Here is a 20,169-nt window from a genome sequence, read left to right on the forward strand (position 1 = left end):
CGCGTCGTTTTTTGTCTCTTTATTAATATAAACATATCTTTCTGAAAATTGCAACCCCTAAATCAAAAAAACTTTTTAGATTATGGGAGGGGTTGCTGAAATCGGCGAGCGAGTCTCGATCGCCCTAAAGCATCGAAACTTCCCCGATTACCTCCAAGCGCTTAAACTCGCTGAGAGTGAGGTAAGTTTCCGAAAGAGTTTCGGCGATCGTCGGAGTAATCCACCCCAACTGCTTGAGCAAGTGAATCGCCACTGCAAATTGAGCGCGTTTTCCCCCATCCGTCACCTTAATTGCCAAGCCCATGCCTTCGCCAACGCGGCCAATGCACTGAACCCCTTCGGCGCCGGACTTGCTCACCAATTCTCCTTGAGTCAAGCGCATCAGTTCCGTGTCGAATTTGCCCTCACCAGCAACCATCATCGGGTGATGAGTCATAGCCCGGACAATCCGCTCCATATCCACATTGTGGCCGGAGGCTAACTGAGCGTACAAAGACGCCATTTGCCCCAACTGCAACAGATAGGTAGGAGCGCCGCAGTCGTCGCGAGCGCTGATAAACTCTTCGGCAGGCATTGCCAGCAAGTCAGCCACTTTGCCCAAAATAAGCTGCTGGACAGGATGTTTGCGGCGTAAATAAGTGTCCAGAGGCCAGTGCAGTTGCTGGCAGACAGCCAGCATTCCGGCGTGTTTGCCGGAGCAGTTGTATTGCAGGGCGCTCTTTTTGCCTTCGGGAATGGGGCATTGAAGTTTAGAGGGGTCAATGTCGCAGCGCCACAGGACGTTAAATACCTGGCGCGATTGCTCGATCGTACCTTGATGGGAACTGCAAATAATCGCTAAATCTCGATCGGTCAATTCGTAGCGTTCTAAAGTGCCAGTCGCCGTCACCGCCAAAGCTTGAAAAGGCTTGAGTGAAGAACGGACAAATGAGGCCGTTTCCGAGTTACCAGCAACGGACAAAACGCGGCCACGGTTGTCGCAGACAGCGGCCTGGGCGCGGTGCCTCGATTCCACAATACCTTCGCGCAGCAATGTGACTTCCAGTTCGGGAGCTTGGGTTCGTTTTCCCCTTGTCATATCAATTTTAGATTTTAGATTTTAGATTTTAGATTGGGGTTGAGGAAGTTATGAGTTGCGAGCTGCCAGTTACGAGTTATAAAGTTAATCTTTCTGCGATCGTTTCTCACTCATGCACTGGAGTGTGCGTTGTTGGCTGTGCGCGGCAATCTCAAAACTCAAAACTCCCTTCCATTCCCGATTACAAACAACTCCAAGTTAGTCCCCCGGCAACCAGCAACACTGTCAAACCATAAAATGTTTGCCGCAGACGCCTGAGAATTGGTTCTAGTTGGTAGTTGACAATCAACTGATCTTGAAGCAAAACTTCGGGAGTTTTAGGCCAAGATTGGCAATCGTACCAGCCAGACTCTTCGTAGACGACCGTGGGATTTGAAAGGCGCGATCGCACGTAGAACCAACCCAAGTAGAGTCGCAGCAAAGCTAATCCTAGAATAAAACTGGCACCTGCGGCACCGCACAGGACAAACTGAGCTGGATACTTGACAGGAGCAAAGCTAGAAGCAGCTATCGGCACTGATACCAAGCAACTCCAAGCCCACACCCAAGCTAGTTTTGCCAGGTATCCGGGCCAATTGAGTGTTACCCAGCTAAAAAACCAGGATTCTTTAAGTTCTTGGTATTCATTGATCGGTCGCTGTTCTTGCGGAACGGGACAAATAGAAGCAGAAACGTTTTTCACATTAGCCATCCTCACGGCGTGGGGGAAAAGTCAATGCGTTCGGCGTGTCCCCAGAACGCTTCTAAATTGTAGAACTCGCGCTCTTGAGGCTTCAATATGTGAATGATTGCGTCGCCGTAGTCCATGACGACCCAACTGGCGTCTGATAGCCCTTGTGTACGCAGCGGCAAGCGTTGCCACTCTTCTTCCACTTGGTCTGCTATGGCTTGGGAGATGGCTCGTACCTGCACGTTGGAAAATCCGGTGACGATCGCAAAGTAGTCTGCCAAATAGCATACTTCTGCCACCCGGAGCAATACAATATCAACGGCTTTGCGGTCATCGGCTGCTTGGGCAACGGTCAGGATCAGGCCACGGGCTTCGTCTGAGGAGGTGCCGTCGGTTGCTGTAGACTGAGCCCTGGAGTATTCGAGTTGGGTTAGATCTGACATTCAGTGTTTAAGTTCCTAATTGATACGGTTTCGGGGGAATGGGTGCACTTTCGCGAGCGGTTGTTGGCAGTTTGATACTGGAAATAGGAGTTAGGTTGAAGCCAAAAGTAAGAACAGAATTGCTGGTAAATTTTACTTTTAACTTGTGATTTGTTCGATCGACTTCTGGGTCGAATTTCCTGTTTCCGGCGATTCGCGGGCCATTTGCAGCGCCCAATTCCGCGTAAGTACGGTGCGGGGGTGGATGTAGCAGCGAGTTTCTAGCAAATATTTAAGAGAATAATCGCTAGTTTGCCACACGGCTGCATAAAGATTTTGCAAGCTTGCCTCGCGCAGTGCTTCTAGTTGGGGTGTGTTGCCGCGGCTCGGCTCTATGGTATCTGCTATGAATACGGTACAACTGAGCTGGCTCATGTTTGGTCTGCCGAGGGTGTGATTGGCGATTGCGTCCAAAATTTCTCGATCGACTACCCCGAATTCGTCTCTGGCGACGATCGCGCTCGCGTCTGCGTGCAGCAAATGCGGGTGTGCTTCCAACACTGAGTCTAACTCTAAACCTTCCTTCTGGGCCATTTGCCGCAGCAGTTGAGGTTTGAAGTATTTTGCCAAATCGTGCAACAAACCGGCCGATCGGGCTTTTGCTTCGTCGAGGCCGTAATGGCGAGCCAAGTCACCTGCTACTTGTTCGACTCCGAGGATGTGTTTGATGCGGGCAGCAGGAACTCTGTCTGACAGCCAAGCTAGGACGTTTTCGCGCGCGGGTGCAAGTGCCAAATATTAACTCCAAAATTGTATGAGCTACTATTTTAGCGTTTTGTTTCGATCGGCTGCGGTGTCGTCTGACAGGGGTGCGGTGATATCTGGGATGGGGAGGGGTGAAGGGGGCGAAGGTCTTTAGCTGAACAATCCAAATATCTGTTAAACTGAGTGGCTGTAACGACAAATTGTAGTTACAATATCTAGTGAAAATCCAGGTATGGAATTTGAGTGGGATGAGGCTAAACGTCTTACCAACCTTAGCAAACATGGAATTGACTTTATCGACGTTCCATTAGTTTTTGATGGAGAAATCGTAACAGTTGAGGACGAACGATTCAGTTATGGGGAGCAAAGGTTTGTGACTTTTGGTTTGTTGCAAGGGCGAGTAGTCGCTATCGTCCATACAGAACGAGAGGAATATACCCGCATTATTTCTGCTAGAAAAGCAACTAAATATGAACAACGAATTTACTTCGAGCAAATCTCAAACTGATTGGGAACGCCTAGATGCCATGAGCGATGAAGATATTGATTTCTCTGATTGCCCTGAAATTACGCCTGAAATGTTTGCTAAAGCCGTAGTTCAGCGAGGCTTGCCCAACCCTAAGACTAAAGCTCAAGTTACCTTACGCATTGACAGTGATGTTTTGGAGTGGTTTAAATCTCAAGGTCGTGGTTATCAAACCCAGATCAACACCTTACTGAGAGAATACATGAAAGCCCATCAATAGTGGAACACTAATTTTAGGATATATCTATACCTTCCAACCGTAGGAAATGTACTCGTCCTGAAAGCTTACCAGCCACAATTGTTAAACCATCTGAAGTGACAGCACAAGAAAGTACACTGGACTCTACATAAAAAGTTGCAACTATTTTGCCAGTTTGTATATGCCAAACTTTAATACTGTAATCTCCGGAAATTGCAAACTCTCCCGATGGATTAACAACCACTGCATTAGCAGAATTATTATGAATAGAAAAGTTTTTTAATTCTGTCCCTGGGGCGATGTCCCAAATTCTCAGGGATTTATCTGATGATGCTGAAATTAGTTGTTGGCTATTGGGAGTAACAGCTATCCTGGTAATTGACTCCCCACTATCATGTCCATTCCATTTATTTAATAATTCTATAACCTTAATTTTATTGCCTGACTTAAAATCCCAAATAAATAATAAATTTCCAACTGTTCCAGCAATAATATACTTGCCGTCAGGAGTAATAACAACTGACGTGATTGGTCTTAAAGCTGGATCGTATAACTCTCTAAAAATATTTTTAGACTCTAAATCCCAAATAATTATGCTATTGTATACTCCGGAGACAATGTACTTGGAATCAGGAGTAATAGCTACTGTTTCAACTTCGTGGTCTGCCCTGCAATTTCCAAATAGTTTTTTTGTATTATGGAAGTTCCAAATTTGCACCCCTTTATAGCTTCCCTCACCTGACACAAAAGTTGATACAAATTTTTGATCATCTGGGGTAACAGCGATTGATTTTATTCCGTTGTAGCGCCCTGGGAGAGTTTTGAGGGGTTTTTGAGAATCAATATCCCAAATGATTATAGTACCATCTCCGTCGCCTGAAATAGCTTGTTTTCCATCTGGGGTAATAGCTACTGCCTGAACTGAACTACCGTGCTTGATGAGAGATTTGATTTGTGATTTTTTTGTATTAATGTTAAATCCCAAATTTTAAGAGTTTTCCACGCTCCGGTAACTACCTGTTTACCATCGGGAGTAATAGCGAACGCTGTTACATCTTGACCGTAATGAGCCTCAAAAGAACCCAATGGGATACCTGTTCTTAACTCCAAGATTTTTATTCCATTTCTATCTTTAGAAGCTGCAACAACTTTAGTTTCATCGGGAGTAATAGCAACACGAGTAATACAAGTTCCAAGCCAAGTTTCATCTGTAAGATTGTGCAAAACTTCACCTGTTGATATATCGCAAACTTCAAATGGATGATCTCCTTCTGCTCCTCGTGTGGCTACCAGGAGTTTTTTATTATTTCCTGTCAAAGTAATGCCATAGTTTGTAATACTAATGGCATGAAAATATCCCTCAAAGGTATTAATTTATCTTAGCAGTTGCCCATTTAGTAACTCCCAAAAAATGATTTTTTTTTCGTCACTACCGGCAATCACTTTATCTCAATCTGGATGAATAGCTAAAACGCTTTTAGCTGAGGCCAACCTGCACAAAACTAACCTCAGTTGGACGGATTTGGATGCCTCGAATCCCGAACACGCTCGCTTGGGACTGACGGCGCTTACTGGAATTCGCCTCCCTTGGGGCGTCTATGTTATCAACCACAAAAAAGCGCGCAAAGAGCATAACGAGAGTTAGTTTGTAGATTTTGCCCTTTGACTGTCGCGATCGGAGATTTTTTGTTGATTTATTCAATCCGTGACAGCAAAAGGAGTGAAATGATTCTATAAATTTTTGTCTCTCATCAAACTGTGGCAAATTCTGTCCAAGGTCTTTTGCTAGGATGATGAAACCCCAAAACAATATCGCCCTTAGAAATTCCTGCTGCTAGTAAATCATCAACTACGCACAAATCCGTCCAATCTTCTTCCACCCAAATTTTACCATCTTTAATCCGAAGATACATGGTAATGTGGCGGAGCCGTTTTTTGCCATCCCAGCCCGAATGAAACCATAGATAGTGATCTCGTTCTTCGTCAAATGCTAAACGATGCTCTGGCTCTAATTCATCTAGTGCGATCGCCCCTTTGACGGTCATTTCATAATATCCAGTCAATATTTGTTTAATTGTATTGCGATAGTATTCTAATTTATCCATTGCAGAATTTCCTCCTTTGCCATTTCAACTACCATTAACAAAAGCTGATTTTCATTAGTAATTACTTGGATTGACTTGCGTTTAAAAAAATCTTGGTATACGATATCATCAATTGCCAAATAGAGCCTGTATTCGGGAGCCGTGAGTTGAATCAGATTTCGGTAGACAATGTATTGACAGAGTGCCCCGTGAAAATCATACATTAGCGATCGCCCAATAAAGCTCTTAATTTCAACAACTATTTTTTGTCCTTGGCGTTCTGCGGCGATCGGCTTTTCTGCTGCTAGATCGGCATACAACTCGGCATCCTCATATTTGATGAAGTACGGGTCAGCCGTAATTCTCCAACCATCTTTTAGCAGGGCATTTTTAACTGCATTGTGATAGATGTCTTTGGCAGGCATTGTAAAAACAGTTAAATATTACTCGCTCTTTAAATACAGTAAATAAATTATAACTCTTAAGAGTCGGTTTCACCAAGAAACAAATAACGGTCGGTACTCACTAACCTAATGAGCTTATTATTTCGGCAAAGGCTGCAACAGCTTATCACCATGACTCGCTGCAACCGCCGCAAATAAAGCTTCATAATGATTCAAAGCTTCCTCAAATCCGTAATTCTCCACAGCATAATTTCTGCCTTGCTCGCCCAACGCATCCACCTTAGCAGGGTGCAAGTACAAATCCTCAACAGCCTCAGCCAAAGCCTCCGGATCTTCCGGCGCTACCACCACCCCGCCACCGCTTTGCTGCACTGCTTTCTGGGCGGTACCTGTTTCGGGAACCGAAGCCAAAATTGCCCTGCCGCTGGCGAGAATTACTTGGATTTTTGAAGGCATATTGAAGTTAGTAACGCGGCGCTTTTGTACGACTAAACTAACATCAGCAGCAGCCAACAATTCGGGCAATTTTTCTCGCGGTTCAAATGGTAGCAGCATTACATTATTAGCTTTGTAAGTTTCGCAATCTTTTTGCAAGCGCGCCAAGGCTGTTGATTCCCCCACAATTACAAAAGCAATTTCGGTTATGTGTTTCAAACGAGCCGCTGCTTGGACAACTGTTTGCAAGCCTTGAGTGAGGGCAATATTACCAGCATAGAGAACGACAAATTTGCCCTTGAGTTTGTGAGTTTCTCGAAATGAGTTATTTTCCTTGGGTAAGGGCCGAATGAAATTAACATCAACCCAATTGGGAACGCAAACTATTTTTTCGGGGGGTACTCCTTGAGAGTGCAATTTGGTGACAAAACCGCTGTCGATGACGCTGACTTGGCTGGCTGTGCTGTAGGCCAATTTTTCCAAAGCGTCAGCAATGCGAACTAGCAGTCCGTTTTTTTTGACCAAGCCGACGCGCACGGCTGCTTCTGAGACGATATCCTGAACGTTGAGGACGATCGGGCAAGCGCGAATCCAGCCGTAAAAGGCGACTGGGACGCAAATCGGTAAAGGGGGCATTGTTGAGAAAATCACGTCGGGACGCCAGCCTCTGAAGGCTTGGACGGCGCTGGAGACGACAAAACTGCCGTCTAGCACAAGTCGGTCTAGGAGGCTGGGGTGGGGGCCGTTGACGCGCAGATAGCTGCGCTGAATTGTGACGCCGTTGTGTTCTTCGGTGAGGTAAAATTTGCCCTCATATTGCGGATAAATCCGGCGCTGGGGATAGTTGGGCATTCCCGTGACGACTCGGACTTGGTGGCCGCGCTTGACTAGGCCTTGCGCTAGTTCTGTCATCAGGGGGGCAATGCCGATCGGCTCTGGATAGTAGTTATAGGAATAAATTAGAATACGCATAATATTTATTTTGAAGCAAATTGTCCTGCAGCCGCGTGCATCAAGCCTGCACCCGCAGAATTGCAGAGGATGTGGTTGGGTTCCGGGTAGGACAATAAGGGGCGAGGCGATCTTCCACTCCTGGCGAAAGAAGCCGCCCTTACCGGGCGGGTATCGCGCCCTCAGCTAATGTTTTTTCGCATTACCAGGCAGTTGCGGCGATCGTCGGTACGGATATACCGAAGGTCGTCTGTGAGCTTGTACATGAACACCAGTCCCCTTTCTCCCTCTCTGTCCAAAGGATCGCGCTGCTCTTGCATGATCGAGTGCAGCTTTGCTTCCAAGTTGAAGGGTTGACCCCTGTCCCAAATCCTAATTTCTAAGTAATCGGCAAACACTTTTACCTCAATGTCTATGGGCGTTGTGGGAGGCAAGTTCTGGTGAGCGTGGCGGACAGCGTTTGTAAAGCCTTCGTTGATTATCAGCCGGCACTGCCACCAGAAATCCGCTGGCAACAGGGGCAAAACGATATTCTCCAACCATTCCAAAACGGATGTTAAAGCATTCAGGTCTGTTTCAACCTGAAGGTGCGGCTCGGCCTTTGGTTGCTTGTCTTTCATCTTTCTTCCCCCTGGTCGGCCCCCACCACCGCTGTACTCAGCGCCGGAGGGAGAGAAAAAGGAGGGCAAGGTCTTGGCAACATATTAGTTAAGTCAAGCTTGAGTTGAAGAAGCCCGTTTTGCCTCAAGGTGAGCATTCCTTTCGCACCATTTACTCGCACAGCAAATGAGAGACTTCCGATACTGTAACCCGCCTCGGTAGGGCGTTTAAAAAGGGAAAATTCCCGATTCAGGTTGCGAGGAAGTGATTTGATCTTCGACCGTGTTAGCAGTCGGTACTTTTCTAAACACAGGTGAGTTCTTCTCGTCCTCGAAAATCATGCTGGGATCATTTGAGTATGACCTCGAACTCGCTAATTGCTAATTATTAATGCTCTGATTGCAGAGCGGACAACTAGCTGTGCATTTTCTGGGCGTGTGAATTTTAACACTTAATGCTAACGTAGGTATTGCTAGCGATCGTCTGCTTGACTAAGTATCAAGTTCGAGTTCCCGCCGCCCGTCGGCAACAGCACCTGAAAGTTCAGGGCTGGGTTGTTGAGGGCTCCTACACAGCGCCACTATTTTTGTTAAAAAGGACTGTTACAGTTTTAACAATTAGTTTCAAGTCATACACCAAGCTCCAGTTTTGTTGGTATTTTAAATCTAAACCGATGACATCTTCAAAATCGCGGACTTGAGAGCGACCGTTGACTTGCCATTCCCCTGTCATCCCGGGTTTGACATCCAAACGCTGCCACTGAGGGACTTCGTAGCGCTCAACTTCGTCTGGGGTAGGCGGTCTAGTGCCGACTAGACTCATTTCGCCTTTGAGCACGTTCCAAAACTGCGGCAGTTCGTCGAGGCTGGTTTTGCGTAAGATGCGCCCGACTTTGGTAATCCGCGGGTCGTTGTCATTTTTGAAAAATGCGCCAGAAGCTTGGTTTTGAATTTGGGCTTTCATGGCTTCGGCGTTGGTACACATCGATCGAAATTTCCAAATCCGAAATTGTCTGCCCATCCAGCCACAGCGGGTTTGACCGAAAAATATCGGGCCTGGATCGTTGATAGTGATGGCTGCTGCTATGGGTACGAACAAAATTCCTGTAATTATCAAACCGACTATTGCCCCAACGATATCTATCAGCCGCTTCACCCACGATTGCACTGAGGGGTGGGTCATCGGTAGCTGATTGTCCGAAGGGTTAGTCTCTGTGGGAGTTGAGGTTGCAGAGGGCTGCTCGATCGTCAGCACTTGATCTAGGCTGGTGAGAGCAAATACTGCCATCACCTGCGGCTTGAGGCTTCGGAGCACCAAGTCGCTGCCACGCTGTTTGGCAAATTTCAGATTGCTGACTAAAGCACCGATCCCGCTACTGTCGATGAATGTCGTCTGACTAAAGTCTAGGACAATCTTGCTGGGAACGGTGCTTCCCGAAAAAAGTTGCTGGCAGGTTGTCTTGAAGTTTACGGCTTCAAGTACGCTCAAGCGCACGGGTATGTGAACTGAGGGAATCTCGTCCAAGTACGTAACCCGAAAATCTGCCTCTGGGGTTTGGCTGACCATGAAGTCCTAGTTTCAAATTTCAAGCTGATGTCTTTAGCCTATTCTGTCCTAGCAGATCCACCTTTACCAAATATTATGGTTAACAAAAGGCTAGCTTTATACAAACTTTACAAAAACGCCTGCCAACTCGCCCGCCGAGAGTGATATCACAGGCAAAAATAGACTTGAGCCTACCAGTGCCAGTTTTGGCCCAAAGATTTTTGAACGCAGTTGCTGCCAAACTTTGACATCGGAATCAAGATTTTTGTGGATTCAGGCCCCTTAATCTTGTCGTTCATAATTTTCGTGCCTCTCTTGCAGCGGATAACCATCGCAGTTAACAGTTAACAGCTAACACAGAAGTCAACAGTTAACGGTTAACCGGAAAACCCCCGTACCAAGAGTCGGGGGATGAGGTTAAGAATTGTAGACGTTTTCTGACTGGGAGGTTTCGCGGGTGATGGGTTTGACTTTGGCTTTGGCTTTGGCTGCGTTGCGTTTGAGGGCCTGGAGACGAGCTTCGTATTTAGCCCGCTGCTGTTTTTTGGAGGTTTGCTCGATTAAGGTTTTTAAGGCGCTGCCGAGGCTTTTGTAGGCGTTTGGGAGAGTGTAGCCGAAGCGGGTGGCTAGGGCGAGGGCTTTTTCGTCGGCGTCTATTGCTTCTTTTAAACTTTTCTCTCCGTTGTTTTTTTGGTAAAGTCTCCAGCCTGAGACGCCGCACAGAGATAGGGCCAGTAACAGCAGCAAGCCGTCTTGCACCCACAGTTCGCCGACAGCGCCGCCTAAACCAATGGCGAGGGCTGCCATTTCCCAACCGTCTCTGGGGATGGTGTCGTTTTGGATTCTGGCGACTTCGTGCCAAAATAGGAGGTTGCGCTGATCCATTGCTAGCTGTTCCCAGCGGATCAGGTCTATTTGGATTTCTACCTGGTCTTTGCCTATTTCTTCGCTGCGGATCAGGGTAGGATTAACTTCTATTGTTTTTTCTACTGTTACCCAACTTTGGAGTTCTGGGGGCAGTATATTTTTCAAGCGCCGGATCTCACTCATCTCGGCTCTTGCTGTAGAGGTTGCATAGGATGTCATAGCTCCGGCCTATTAATTTTCCAAAGGTTAATATGTGTCTATTTTTGGAGTATAGCAAACCTTGAATCCAAATATAGTCGAGCAACGGGGGTCGATCGACCAATACTGGCAAATTTACTTAATTTTACTCGAAGAGGCGATCGCAACTGCCTGCTCGATCCTTTCCTTTCGACTATTTAATCAACAGTTCGATTTTTTGCCGCAATTTCGACCAAACAGACAAAACTTGCGGCTTAGAAGTTATGCCTTTTTGGACTAAAACCACTCCATCCAATACTTCAGCAATCCCGTAGCAACCTCGCCGTATAGCTCCATCCGTAAAACGCACTCCCCAACTCTATCTCTGTAAATCGGCGTTTTTAAATTGTTCTGCTGCAAATACCACAAGTCCAGCAATTCATAATCGACAGCAACAGTTTTTCCGTCTTCCTCTAGAAACTGCATCACTTCTAAACGAATCTTTTATGGTGGTTCAAAAGGTGATAAACTCTAGCTAGTATAAATCATTCGTACAAAAAAATCATGTTTATTCATTTTAAAATTGAATATTATAAGCTGCAATAAAATTGAAAGGTTTTTTTAACTAGGTTAACAATCTGGTAATATAATAATAACAGCCTCTAATAAAGCTATTACCTCATAGCCAAATGCTTTAGGCTAAATTTTCGTATTATCGTCTATAAGAAGCAAATAAACAACAAGTTATTTGCCATTCAGACTGTGATTTCCTGTCGTTTTACCTTTTGACTAGCTGCTTAATTTCTTGACCTTGAGGGTAGCTAGCACGATCCCATATCAAGAAAAATTCTGTTAGACATCAAGTGTTTTTCTAGTTGAGATATATGCCCGCTTTTCGGGTTGAGATAGCCACTGGATTTGCGGATATGTGTTCCTTAGTTAAATAGGTTTTTTAAGGATATTTTAATCTCGGGATTATCGTCTAATTACTTTCTGTGAGTGGGTGCAATAAAACTTGTATCATTGTCTAATTTTTGTTAAATTAATCGATAACTAAATTCGTGTAATATGAGTTTAATAGCTGGCGCTCTCTTCCATTCCGCGAAATCTTTTGTATGGGAAATTAAAGTTGTGCAACTATTATATTGGTTCCAAAATCCTCTCTTTTTTGCCTCGTTTAACATTCATTTTTTTCTATTTTTTTGCTAAATGAGGGCGATCGCCCACAGTCGGGTGTTCGATCGCCCACAGTCGCGAGTCGGATCGCCTGCCGCTGACAATAACTCCTTGTCTACCCCCTTCTTCTGTTGAATTTGAGCTGACCACTTTTCTTTTATTTACACAAACCATTCATGCCCGCTATAAATGAATGATTACAGTGACTTGAGGAGGCCGCTTTCTAACTGATAAATTGCTGCCATGATTCCGCTTTCAGGATTTGTGAGCAGGGACTTTTTGACATCTTTCAAGTATTCTACAATGTGTTCCCGCAAAATCGGTCTTTCTACTTTGACTGTGTGATTGTAATCCCACAAATCCCAGATGATAATCCCGATGCCAACAATCGGATCAATTAAACTTACCCCCAACTGACTAGCCACTGTACCGCCTGTTTTTGTAGCTACCTTGGCGGCGGCTTTGCTGGCAACTTTTGCCGTAACTTTGCTGCCAACTTTAGCTGCAACTCCCAAAATTAAGGGTTTAGCAACTAAGTAGCCGCTGCCCCCAACTAATACTTTTAATGATAAATTCGAGAGGTTTCCTTTGTCGCTAATTGTGGTGGCAATATCGTTCAGATATTTGTCCCACTGTACTTGCGGTATATTATAATTGTTTTGAACTACTTTCACATTCTTGCTAACTTCTGCTATGTACAAGTTAGCAGTATCTTGAGTGATTAGTTGAAATCGCAGTTGAGCGTTTTTGGGAACCAGGACGCGGTTAGCAAATTCTCTTTGAAAGTCTTCGGTTAATTTTTCGGAAACAGCACGAGATGCTGCTGTCATATCAAATCTGTTGAGGACGGCAGATTTCACGAAATTAAAAGGTACGGTAAACTCCATCTTTTTTTGATTGAAGTAATCAAAGTACCAATCGAGAAAACTGTTGTCTACTCGTGCAATTACTTCGGTTTCCCATTTGTCCAATTCTTTGGAGGCGAAAGTTTCGGCTGTTATATGGGATTGTTGGAGAGCGTTTTTAATGTCTTGATTGACTTTGCTAAAATCGTGTGGCGGCGAGACTACAACTGCTGTGGTTCCCGTATTTGTTAGTGACTGGGAAATTAGAAAGTTACCTAATAGGGGAATGATGACTACTAAAATTACGATCGTCCAAATCATCGGTGTGACAGTTTTGATAAACTGACCGATAACTCTGAGACGTTCTGTTTTCTCTGAATAGCTAATTTCTTCCTTGTCTTGACTCATGGCGGTTTCTCAACTGATGAGAGTTGGGCTAGTTTCGATTATAGGCGATCGTACCTGCGATCGTGTTACGGGCGTGTGGCCTGAGATTCTGGAAAAGTTGGGTAAAAGTGCGATCGCCCACACTGTCTTATTATAGCAAGCTGTTTTTCTGAGCGTACTCAAATACAAAGTCCTGTATTATTGTTAATTCTCATTTGTGAAAGGAGGCTGTTAAGTCTCATTTCTGAAGTGGTCTGGTTCTGTAATTTCATGTTATACTACCCAAATGACTGGTAATACACAATCCTCACAATTAAACGGAGAATCCCTATCAAACCAACCATTCAAGAAATTTACTGCGATGAATCAGGTTTCACTGGTAACGATCTTCTTGACCAAGGGTCTACTTATTTTGCTTATGCAAGTGTAGCAATTAACCATGAAGAAGCTACGGAATATGTAAATAATATAATCCAAAAATATAAGCTACAAGGTGGCGAATTAAAAGGTCGAAACCTTCTTAAATCTACCAAGGGTAAAAAGGTAATAGCTGAGATATTGAGTACCTTTAAAGATCGCATAAAAGTAGGTGTTTATCATAAAAAGTTTAACTTGGCTTGCAAATTTTATGAATATATATTTGAGCCACCTCTCTCAGAAAAAAGCTCTCTATTTTATCAAATAAAATTTCACCGATTTATCAGCAACATTTTATATCTTGACTTTGTATGTCGGAGCGAGGAGGCTGAAAAAATCTTTAGTGATTTTCAGAATCTTATGAGAAAAAAACCTAACTATCTTTTTAGTTCTTCAGAAACACCTGATATGTCGCCACTAGACGACATAAAGACTTTCTGTATTCATCATAGAGATACTATTAATCAAGAATTAAACTCTTTACAAGGAACTGATATAGGCAAGTGGATTTTAGAGCTTTCGACCTCGGCTTTGTTTTCTATTCTCTGTGACTGGGGAAAAGAGTTTAACCAACTTAAAGTTTTTTGTGATGTTAGTAAACCACTCAAAGAAAACAAAGAACTGTTCGATGTTTGGATTGGGATAAAGGATAAGATTTATTTTGACTTTTTTCAAGGAGTAGAAGAACCCATTACATTTAATCTGTCCCAAGAAGTTCAATTTGTGGAATCCGATAAATTTCCGGGCATACAAATAGCTGATGTTGCTGCGGCTGCTTGTGCCTATGCTTTTAAAGAAGGTGTCAACCAAAATACAGAGAGTTGGATAGAGCATATACCTGGTATGGTAATTGGTAAGTCAGTGATTCCTGATGAGAGTTACACCGACCCAAATACATTGGATGCCACCAGAAATTTGATATTGTTAAGATATTTGGCGGAGAAAAGTATCAACAAACAGCCATTGCTTGATGGAATAGAAGAGTTTTTATCGGCGGTTACTCATGATTTAAATCTCAATCCGAGCAATCGGATAGCTACTATTGCCGAGAATAGCCGAAGCGACGCACCCTACTTTAACTTTTAGCAGGTAAAGGAATCTCATCGCCGCACTCATAAGCAGTCTCTACCCACAATTCCCTAGCTTCCTGAATATTATCCATCGCTTCCGACAAAGTTTCCCCCACAGAGATACAACCCGGAAGGTCTTTTATTATGGCTGTATAACCTTCAGATTCTGGATAAAAACTGATAGCATATTTCAGGCTCAAGTAATAATCAAGAGATTTAACGTTGACTTTCATCTTCGGCGTTGCTGATTTACGGTATGAAACGCTAAATATGCCCATCATAGAAATCAGTATCCACAAAGCTTTTGGATTTTAAAGTTATTTTTTTCATACCCTGATTAAGCAACGCCTCATCTTCTAATTAAAAGAGCGATCGCACACTTCATCCGCGTTCATCTGCGTCAATCCGCCTACATCAGCGGTTCCAAAAAAAATAAGGTGAGCAACGCCCACCTTACTCTCTTCCTAAAAACGATTAAACCTTCGCTTCATTCTTCACCAAATTACCCCAACCCAAATCCTTCAGCGAATTATTCCGGCGCAGCGGACGAGTCACCAACTCCAAAATATCCCGCGCATTACCAAAGCCGTGAATCTGAGCAAAAGTAAACTCAACAGACCACTTAGTATTAATCCCCCGCGCTTCCAAAGGATTAGCGTGAGCCATACCAGTAATCACCAAGTCAATATTCTGCTCGTAAATCCGCTGCAACTGATTGTAATTGTCTGGTTTTTCCACAATCCGAGGAGTAGGAACTCCCATCTCGTGACAAGTCTTTTCTAACAACGCCAATTCGGCCGCCTGATAGCGCTTGTCCATGTAAGGAATGCCGATTTCCGGGCAAGTCATGCCGCAGCGAATCAAGAAACGTGCTAAAGAAATCTCCAGCAAATTGTCGCCCATAAAGAAGACAGATTTGCCGCGAATTATTTGCAAGTAATCTTCCAAACCAGCCCAAATTTGGGCTTCCCGTTCGTCCAAACCTTTTGGTTCAATTCCCAACACTGAGCAAATCTTTTCAATCCAAGCGCGAGTTCCGTCAGGGCCGATCGGGAATGGCGCACCAATGAGCTTACACTTGCGGCGGCGCATCAACGTAGAAGCAGTACGCGACAAGAAGGGATTCATGCCCGATACATAATAGCCTTCTTCCAATACTGGCAATTCAGTGTAGCGCTTGGAAGGAAGCCAACCGGAAACTTTGATTCCTTGCTTCTTCAATTCTAGAGTTAGCTGAGTAACAACCGGGTCGGGCAAAGAACCGAAAAGTACCAGCGGTGTGTGCTTGACATATTCCGATTCATCTGCTGCAACTTCCTCTTTTTTCTTGCCGAAATTCAGCAGTTGAGAGATAGCATTGCGTTCTTGTTTCTGAGATTCCATCACGGGCGCTTTCTCAGGGCATTTAGCAGCCATCGCTGCTAAAACGGTATCTTCCCCTTGAGTAAAAGCGTAATCCAAGCCGTTAGCGCGAGCTGTGACGATGGGAATGCCAATTTCTGCTTCCAGTTTCGGCGCTAACCCTTCCAAATCCATTTTGATGATTTCGGTGGTGCAAGTGCCGATCCAAACAATTACACTGGGGTTACGATCGCGCTTAATTTGCAAGCACAGCCGCTTCAACTCATCATAATCGTTTAACTGCGCGGAAATATCGCCCTCTTCCAACTCAGCCATCGCATAGCGAGGCTCAGCAAAAATCATCACGCCCATTGCGTTTTGCAAGAAATAGCCGCAAGTCTTGGTACCGATGACCAAGAAAAAACTATCTTCAATTTTTTGATAAAGCCAAGCTACGCAGCTAATCGGACAAAATGTGTGATAATTGCCTGTTTCGCATTCAAAGTTTAAAGCTTCCGGTTCATTAGTAGTAATAGCAGTCATATCTCAAATCTTCTCCATTTAAATTGTTTTTCGTCTCGAACAGGACTTGCGGCGGAGCGAGGAAACACCTGGATTTTGCGATCGTCTCGGTGCGATCGCCCAGCAGAGGAATAGGTTGTTTTTCCTCTCGATCACGGACAGGCGCAGTGGCGATAAAACACCTGTTTTGCGCGATCGCGACGCACAGCGAACAATAAATAGAAATACCTATTTTGGGGCTAATTCCTGTGAAAAATAGATGCAGCCCACTCACTATTTCCGCAGCCGCAGCATCCAAAATTTGAGCTAAAAAATTCTGCGCGAGGGCATATAATCCCTCACAGCAGGGATTTAGTGTTCTTCAACTCGCTAAGGCAAAAAGCCTTTTGGCAGTTGTGAGTTTGAGCTAATTAGAAATTAACAACTCGCAACTCACAACTCACAAATAGAGCGGAAAACTTCCAGACTAGAAGAGATGCGGGCGATCGCAACAACCTCACTTAAAATCAGATAAAAAGCCGGAAATTTCTTCATCTTCATCGTCGGAATCCAAATCACCGAGATCTAGAGCATCTAAATCATCTTCATCTGGATCTCCGGTAGTTGCTTCCCCCAGATCGTCGAGTCCGAGATCATCGAGGTCATCGTCATCAGATACAGAGAAATCGTCAATACCGTCATCGTCCAAGTCGCCCAGATCCATGTCTAGGTCATCTGAGGTCGCTGTCCCAAAAGGATCGGGTATTTCTTCGGCGACAAACTCTTCATCTTCTTCCCCAAACGGATCGGAAATCCCCGATTCGAGATCTCCAGAGGTCAAAGTCCCAAATTGTGAGGCTTCTTCTTCCTCGTCATCGCCGAGGTCGAGACCGCCCAAAGCCGAGGCTTCATCTTCCTCGTCATCATCGCCGAGGCCGAGACCGCCCAAAGCCAAGGCTTCATCTTCCTCGTCATCATCGCCGAGGCCGAGACCGCCCAAAGCCAAGGCTTCATCTTCCTCGTCATCGTCCATATCAAAATCCGATACGGCGTCTTCCTCATCGTCGCCCATATCAAAGTCAGATACGGCGTCTTCCTCATCGTCTTCGAGACCGAGACCGTCCAAAGCCGAGGCTTCTGCCTCGTCATCGTCCATGTCGAAGTCGGAGACCGCTTCTTCCTCATCGTCGTCCATGTCGAAGTCGGAGACTGCTTCTTCCTCATCGTCGTCCATGTCGAAGTCGGAGACTGCTTCTTCCTCGTCATCGCCTAGGTCAAAGTCAGATACGGCATCTTCCTCGTCATCGCCCAGGTCGAAATCAGAGACTGCTTCTTCCTCAAACTCATCGAAGGATTCGTCATCGGAGCTCAGTGCTGACGCAGCAGCAGCCAGACCGGCGGCTCCGGCGACTCCGGCGACTACTCCGGCTGCTGCTAAGCCCGCACCGCCCAATTTATTAGATTTGGCATCAGCGGGTGCAGCAGTGGCAGTTTGAGCGGCTGCGGGTGCAGCAGTGGCAGTTTGAGCGGCTGCGGGTGCAGCAGTTGCCTTTTGAGCGGCTGCGGGTGCAGCAGTGGCAGTTTGAGCGGCTGCGGGTGCAGTAGTGGCAGTTTGAGCGGCTGCGGGTGTTGGAGATGTGCCGATCGTCTGCGGCACGATATTTGAGGGCATACCCAGCGCGAGATCCGGGTCAAAATTTAGCCCCAACACTTCGATCAGGCTGTCTGCATCCGGCTTGAGTTTTGAGAAGGGCAGCATTAATTGCTGGAGTTCCGGCTCCAGGGCAGCCGCAATTCCCAGGATGAGGTAAGAAACAGGCCTTTTCCCGCCGTCGGGTGTGGCGACCGTGTTGTCAGCCGTCATGTGCAGGAGCAGCCAAGCCCGATTTACCTGGTAGTAGTCCAACCACTTCTGTTTGAGAGCAACTGAAAAAGTATCAAAAAAAGCCATAACCTCTTTATCCTCATCCTGATCGCTAGACCTATTAAACCATCATCAGGTCTAGCTCATCTTCCTCCTTCTTGACCACCGGTTGCACTGGATTTAGATAAAAATCTGAAAGTAAGGCGAATAATTCGCGATCGGGCGTGTCGTTGGGCACTACTCCTTCGGGCATTGCCAAAATCTGGTCAGCGATGTTGAGGTAGTAATCGCAGACGTAGTTGAGGGAAGGATCGCTTTCGGCCATCTCAAACAATGTTTTGCCTTTGACGCGAGAAACGCGAATGTCTTCAATCAGGGGCAGCACTTCCAGCACCGGCATGGGTACAGAGTCAATGTACTTGTCGATCAAGTCGCGCTTTGAGGTGCGGTTGCCAATTAAACCGGCGAGCCGCAACGGGTGAGTGCGGGCTTTTTCGCGGACTGAGGCGGCGATGCGGTTGGCTGCAAATAAAGCGTCGAACCCGTTGTCGGTAACAATCATGCAGTAGTCGGCGTAGTTCAAGGGGGCTGCAAAACCGCCGCACACTACGTCACCGAGCACGTCGAACAGGATGATGTCGTATTCGTCGAAGGCATTGAGTTCTTTGAGCAGTTTGACGGTTTCGCCGACTACATAGCCGCCGCAGCCAGCTCCTGCCGGAGGGCCGCCTGCTTCTACGCAGTCAACGCCGCCGTAGCCCTTGTAGATGACATCTTCTGGCCAAACGTCTTCGTAGTGATAGTCCTTTTGCTGAAGGGTGTCAATAATTGTGGGGATCAAGAAGCCAGTGAGGGTAAATGTGCTGTCGTGCTTTGGATCGCAACCGATTTGCAAAACTTTTTTGCCGCGCTTGGCTAGGGCAACGGAGATGTTGCAGCTTGTTGTCGATTTACCAATTCCACCTTTTCCGTAAACTGCTAGTTTCACTCTTGGTTCTCCTATAGGTTTCTATCAAAACGATGAGGGCTGGGGTTTCATGCTTTTTTTCGATCGCCCAATTGCAATAGCCCAATTGCAATAGCCCAATTGCAATTCCCTTACTGTCAGTCGATTTGAGATTTCAGATTTGAGATTAAAGAATGGACTCCACAGATGAATCTGGGGCTTCTCTCTAACTAAAATTTTCGATCTCGACGACTTTTGTTTGGGGCTTGTATCCGTCTTTGGGTTAGGCCAATTTTGGACTCGGCCCTTAGTCACCTCGTTGAAAGCATTATTAGCTAACTTGCGATGAAAAGAAAGGGGGCGTCTAAATGAAAATGCTAGTAAATTTGTTTATTTTGCATCTTTGGGAATCTTAACGGGTTTTTGGATTTAAAAATCTATTTTTAGATTTTTTTTAGATTCTCAATTAATTTTAGGATACTTTTTTAATATAAAGAGGTACAAAAATAAAACAAAAATTAACTTGTCAAACAATCTGGGCTTTTGGCTTTGGGGCTAGGATGCAGGCAGTTGATGGCTTGTGCGGCTAACTTGAACGGGCACAAAGGCGCTAGTGGATGAGGCAAAGGAGATAGTGAGTTGGGCCCATTTGGGTCAGGGGAGGGCAAAGTGATGTTAGCTTTCGGCTGTGGCGGGTGATTTTGCTGGGGTTTTGAGTGTTGTGTAAAAAATTGTGAATTTTTAGGAATTGGCGGGTGAGGGGGAGATTGGGGGAGCGGGAGAGTTGGAGAGTTGGAGATTGGGAGAATATTATTTTTTCCCAATGACTACTGATACGAGTTAAAAAAAAGAATGCAACTGTAGGCCCGCGATCCAAACCACGAGCTTCCTCAGTCATT

25 protein-coding genes are annotated in these 20,169 nt (G+C 45.4%); 5 read left to right on the plus strand and 20 right to left on the minus strand.

Annotation, left to right across the window (positions count from 1 at the left end; all coding sequences use genetic code 11):
• Positions 1 to 124: 124 nt before the first annotated feature.
• The 4 genes from QUB06_RS05665 to yqeK form a co-directional block, all read right to left on the minus strand.
• Positions 125 to 1,078 carry an asparaginase gene (locus QUB06_RS05665; RefSeq protein WP_333262858.1) on the minus strand — a complete coding sequence of 318 codons (954 nt, stop codon included), beginning with the start codon at positions 1,076 to 1,078 and terminating at the stop codon, positions 125 to 127.
• A 181-nt stretch (positions 1,079 to 1,259) separates the two neighbouring features.
• Positions 1,260 to 1,769 carry a CGLD27 family protein gene (locus tag QUB06_RS05670; protein ID WP_333434473.1) on the minus strand — a complete coding sequence of 170 codons (510 nt, stop codon included), beginning with the start codon at positions 1,767 to 1,769 and terminating at the stop codon, positions 1,260 to 1,262.
• 2 nt (positions 1,770 to 1,771) lie between these two features.
• Complete coding sequence (gene rsfS, locus QUB06_RS05675; protein WP_333434474.1) at positions 1,772 to 2,191, minus strand: ribosome silencing factor; 420 nt, start codon at positions 2,189 to 2,191, stop codon at positions 1,772 to 1,774.
• A 138-nt stretch (positions 2,192 to 2,329) separates the two neighbouring features.
• Positions 2,330 to 2,965, minus strand: coding sequence for a bis(5'-nucleosyl)-tetraphosphatase (symmetrical) YqeK (gene yqeK / locus QUB06_RS05680; RefSeq protein WP_333434475.1), 636 nt, complete (start codon positions 2,963 to 2,965; stop codon positions 2,330 to 2,332).
• 202 nt (positions 2,966 to 3,167) lie between these two features.
• Here yqeK and QUB06_RS05685 point away from each other — a divergent pair, with 202 nt between their 5' ends.
• Positions 3,168 to 3,443: a BrnT family toxin gene (locus QUB06_RS05685; protein ID WP_333288668.1), complete on the plus strand. Its 276-nt coding sequence runs from the start codon at positions 3,168 to 3,170 to the stop codon at positions 3,441 to 3,443.
• On the plus strand, positions 3,406 to 3,681 hold the full coding sequence (locus tag QUB06_RS05690; protein WP_333288666.1) for a BrnA antitoxin family protein: 276 nt from the start codon (positions 3,406 to 3,408) through the stop codon (positions 3,679 to 3,681). The genes QUB06_RS05685 and QUB06_RS05690 overlap by 38 nt, the downstream gene beginning before the upstream one ends.
• A 13-nt stretch (positions 3,682 to 3,694) precedes the next feature.
• On the opposite strand, the gene QUB06_RS05695 is transcribed toward QUB06_RS05690, so the two are convergent.
• From QUB06_RS05695 to QUB06_RS05730, 8 genes are all read right to left on the minus strand, one after another.
• A complete protein-coding gene (locus QUB06_RS05695) occupies positions 3,695 to 4,645 on the minus strand; it encodes a WD40 repeat domain-containing protein (RefSeq protein ID WP_333434476.1) in 951 nt (316 codons plus the stop codon).
• Positions 4,570 to 4,977 (minus strand): hypothetical protein, encoded by a 408-nt coding sequence (locus QUB06_RS05700; RefSeq protein ID WP_333434477.1) that lies wholly within the window; start codon positions 4,975 to 4,977, stop codon positions 4,570 to 4,572. Before QUB06_RS05700 ends, QUB06_RS05695 begins: the two co-directional genes overlap by 76 nt.
• Positions 4,978 to 5,411: 434 nt before the next feature.
• Positions 5,412 to 5,765: a XisI protein gene (locus QUB06_RS05705; RefSeq protein ID WP_333147325.1), complete on the minus strand. Its 354-nt coding sequence runs from the start codon at positions 5,763 to 5,765 to the stop codon at positions 5,412 to 5,414.
• The gene (locus QUB06_RS05710) at positions 5,753 to 6,169 is read right to left on the minus strand and encodes a XisH family protein (RefSeq protein WP_333434478.1); all 417 of its coding nucleotides are present in this window, start codon (positions 6,167 to 6,169) and stop codon (positions 5,753 to 5,755) included. Before QUB06_RS05710 ends, QUB06_RS05705 begins: the two co-directional genes overlap by 13 nt.
• Positions 6,170 to 6,286: 117 nt before the next feature.
• Positions 6,287 to 7,555 (minus strand): WcaI family glycosyltransferase, encoded by a 1,269-nt coding sequence (locus tag QUB06_RS05715; RefSeq protein ID WP_333434479.1) that lies wholly within the window; start codon positions 7,553 to 7,555, stop codon positions 6,287 to 6,289.
• 161 nt (positions 7,556 to 7,716) lie between these two features.
• Positions 7,717 to 8,154: an ATP-binding protein gene (locus QUB06_RS05720; RefSeq protein WP_333141659.1), complete on the minus strand. Its 438-nt coding sequence runs from the start codon at positions 8,152 to 8,154 to the stop codon at positions 7,717 to 7,719.
• Positions 8,155 to 8,701: 547 nt separating this feature from the next.
• A complete protein-coding gene (locus tag QUB06_RS05725; RefSeq protein WP_333288647.1) occupies positions 8,702 to 9,700 on the minus strand; it encodes a sugar transferase in 999 nt (332 codons plus the stop codon).
• A gap of 396 nt (positions 9,701 to 10,096) precedes the next feature.
• The gene (locus tag QUB06_RS05730) at positions 10,097 to 10,765 is read right to left on the minus strand and encodes a DUF3318 domain-containing protein (protein WP_333056576.1); all 669 of its coding nucleotides are present in this window, start codon (positions 10,763 to 10,765) and stop codon (positions 10,097 to 10,099) included.
• Between the two features lie 61 nt (positions 10,766 to 10,826).
• On the opposite strand from QUB06_RS05730, the gene QUB06_RS05735 reads away from it, so the two are divergent.
• Entirely contained in the window at positions 10,827 to 11,024 is a 198-nt protein-coding gene (locus tag QUB06_RS05735; RefSeq protein ID WP_333434480.1) for a hypothetical protein, read from the plus strand.
• Here QUB06_RS05735 and QUB06_RS05740 read toward each other — a convergent pair.
• The 3 genes from QUB06_RS05740 to QUB06_RS05750 all read right to left on the minus strand — a co-directional run bounded on the left by QUB06_RS05740 (position 11,021) and on the right by QUB06_RS05750 (position 13,152).
• The gene (locus QUB06_RS05740; protein ID WP_333434481.1) at positions 11,021 to 11,209 is read right to left on the minus strand and encodes a hypothetical protein; all 189 of its coding nucleotides are present in this window, start codon (positions 11,207 to 11,209) and stop codon (positions 11,021 to 11,023) included. The genes QUB06_RS05735 and QUB06_RS05740 overlap by 4 nt on opposite strands.
• Positions 11,210 to 11,917: 708 nt before the next feature.
• Positions 11,918 to 12,049: a hypothetical protein gene (locus QUB06_RS05745; protein ID WP_333434482.1), complete on the minus strand. Its 132-nt coding sequence runs from the start codon at positions 12,047 to 12,049 to the stop codon at positions 11,918 to 11,920.
• Between the two features lie 47 nt (positions 12,050 to 12,096).
• Positions 12,097 to 13,152 (minus strand): hypothetical protein, encoded by a 1,056-nt coding sequence (locus QUB06_RS05750; RefSeq protein WP_333434483.1) that lies wholly within the window; start codon positions 13,150 to 13,152, stop codon positions 12,097 to 12,099.
• Here QUB06_RS05750 and QUB06_RS05755 point away from each other — a divergent pair.
• Both QUB06_RS05755 and QUB06_RS05760 read left to right on the plus strand, forming a co-directional pair.
• Entirely contained in the window at positions 13,151 to 13,288 is a 138-nt protein-coding gene (locus tag QUB06_RS05755; protein WP_333434484.1) for a hypothetical protein, read from the plus strand. The genes QUB06_RS05750 and QUB06_RS05755 overlap by 2 nt on opposite strands.
• 194 nt (positions 13,289 to 13,482) lie before the next feature.
• Complete coding sequence (locus QUB06_RS05760) at positions 13,483 to 14,634, plus strand: DUF3800 domain-containing protein (protein ID WP_333434500.1); 1,152 nt, start codon at positions 13,483 to 13,485, stop codon at positions 14,632 to 14,634.
• Here the strand turns inward: QUB06_RS05760 and QUB06_RS05765 are convergent.
• The 5 genes from QUB06_RS05765 to bchL all read right to left on the minus strand — a co-directional run bounded on the left by QUB06_RS05765 (position 14,624) and on the right by bchL (position 19,312).
• Positions 14,624 to 14,851 (minus strand): type II toxin-antitoxin system HicB family antitoxin, encoded by a 228-nt coding sequence (locus tag QUB06_RS05765; RefSeq protein ID WP_333434485.1) that lies wholly within the window; start codon positions 14,849 to 14,851, stop codon positions 14,624 to 14,626. The genes QUB06_RS05760 and QUB06_RS05765 overlap by 11 nt on opposite strands.
• Positions 14,852 to 15,092: 241 nt before the next feature.
• Positions 15,093 to 16,502 (minus strand): ferredoxin:protochlorophyllide reductase (ATP-dependent) subunit N, encoded by a 1,410-nt coding sequence (locus tag QUB06_RS05770; protein ID WP_199292772.1) that lies wholly within the window; start codon positions 16,500 to 16,502, stop codon positions 15,093 to 15,095.
• Positions 16,483 to 16,779 carry a hypothetical protein gene (locus tag QUB06_RS05775; protein WP_333434486.1) on the minus strand — a complete coding sequence of 99 codons (297 nt, stop codon included), beginning with the start codon at positions 16,777 to 16,779 and terminating at the stop codon, positions 16,483 to 16,485. The genes QUB06_RS05770 and QUB06_RS05775 overlap by 20 nt, the downstream gene beginning before the upstream one ends.
• A gap of 198 nt (positions 16,780 to 16,977) precedes the next feature.
• Positions 16,978 to 18,411 carry a DUF5331 domain-containing protein gene (locus tag QUB06_RS05780; RefSeq protein ID WP_333434487.1) on the minus strand — a complete coding sequence of 478 codons (1,434 nt, stop codon included), beginning with the start codon at positions 18,409 to 18,411 and terminating at the stop codon, positions 16,978 to 16,980.
• A gap of 34 nt (positions 18,412 to 18,445) precedes the next feature.
• Positions 18,446 to 19,312 (minus strand): ferredoxin:protochlorophyllide reductase (ATP-dependent) iron-sulfur ATP-binding protein, encoded by an 867-nt coding sequence (bchL, locus tag QUB06_RS05785; protein WP_006634709.1) that lies wholly within the window; start codon positions 19,310 to 19,312, stop codon positions 18,446 to 18,448.
• Between the last annotated feature and the right edge of the window lie 857 nt (positions 19,313 to 20,169).

Origin of the sequence: Microcoleus sp. D2_18a_D3 (assembly GCF_036702455.1) — a bacterium.
Taxonomy (GTDB): Bacteria; Cyanobacteriota; Cyanobacteriia; order Cyanobacteriales; family Microcoleaceae; genus Microcoleus.

What these genes read in the sequence shown, in the direction of transcription:
- QUB06_RS05780 (WP_333434487.1), bottom strand. Translation starts at nt 18,411, where the DNA reads ATGGCTTTTTTTGATACTTTTTCAGTTGCTCTCAAACAGAAGTGGTTG.
- QUB06_RS05665 (WP_333262858.1), bottom strand. Translation starts at nt 1,078, where the DNA reads ATGACAAGGGGAAAACGAACCCAAGCTCCCGAACTGGAAGTCACATTG.
- QUB06_RS05730 (WP_333056576.1), bottom strand. Translation starts at nt 10,765, where the DNA reads ATGACATCCTATGCAACCTCTACAGCAAGAGCCGAGATGAGTGAGATC.
- QUB06_RS05765 (WP_333434485.1), bottom strand. Translation starts at nt 14,851, where the DNA reads ATGAAAGTCAACGTTAAATCTCTTGATTATTACTTGAGCCTGAAATAT.
- QUB06_RS05725 (WP_333288647.1), bottom strand. Translation starts at nt 9,700, where the DNA reads ATGGTCAGCCAAACCCCAGAGGCAGATTTTCGGGTTACGTACTTGGAC.
- QUB06_RS05720 (WP_333141659.1), bottom strand. Translation starts at nt 8,154, where the DNA reads ATGAAAGACAAGCAACCAAAGGCCGAGCCGCACCTTCAGGTTGAAACA.
- QUB06_RS05770 (WP_199292772.1), bottom strand. Translation starts at nt 16,502, where the DNA reads ATGACTGCTATTACTACTAATGAACCGGAAGCTTTAAACTTTGAATGC.
- QUB06_RS05710 (WP_333434478.1), bottom strand. Translation starts at nt 6,169, where the DNA reads ATGCCTGCCAAAGACATCTATCACAATGCAGTTAAAAATGCCCTGCTA.
- QUB06_RS05715 (WP_333434479.1), bottom strand. Translation starts at nt 7,555, where the DNA reads ATGCGTATTCTAATTTATTCCTATAACTACTATCCAGAGCCGATCGGC.
- QUB06_RS05685 (WP_333288668.1), top strand. Translation starts at nt 3,168, where the DNA reads ATGGAATTTGAGTGGGATGAGGCTAAACGTCTTACCAACCTTAGCAAA.
- QUB06_RS05670 (WP_333434473.1), bottom strand. Translation starts at nt 1,769, where the DNA reads ATGGCTAATGTGAAAAACGTTTCTGCTTCTATTTGTCCCGTTCCGCAA.
- rsfS (WP_333434474.1), bottom strand. Translation starts at nt 2,191, where the DNA reads ATGTCAGATCTAACCCAACTCGAATACTCCAGGGCTCAGTCTACAGCA.
- QUB06_RS05740 (WP_333434481.1), bottom strand. Translation starts at nt 11,209, where the DNA reads ATGCAGTTTCTAGAGGAAGACGGAAAAACTGTTGCTGTCGATTATGAA.
- QUB06_RS05705 (WP_333147325.1), bottom strand. Translation starts at nt 5,765, where the DNA reads ATGGATAAATTAGAATACTATCGCAATACAATTAAACAAATATTGACT.
- QUB06_RS05755 (WP_333434484.1), top strand. Translation starts at nt 13,151, where the DNA reads ATGGCGGTTTCTCAACTGATGAGAGTTGGGCTAGTTTCGATTATAGGC.
- QUB06_RS05750 (WP_333434483.1), bottom strand. Translation starts at nt 13,152, where the DNA reads ATGAGTCAAGACAAGGAAGAAATTAGCTATTCAGAGAAAACAGAACGT.
- QUB06_RS05690 (WP_333288666.1), top strand. Translation starts at nt 3,406, where the DNA reads ATGAACAACGAATTTACTTCGAGCAAATCTCAAACTGATTGGGAACGC.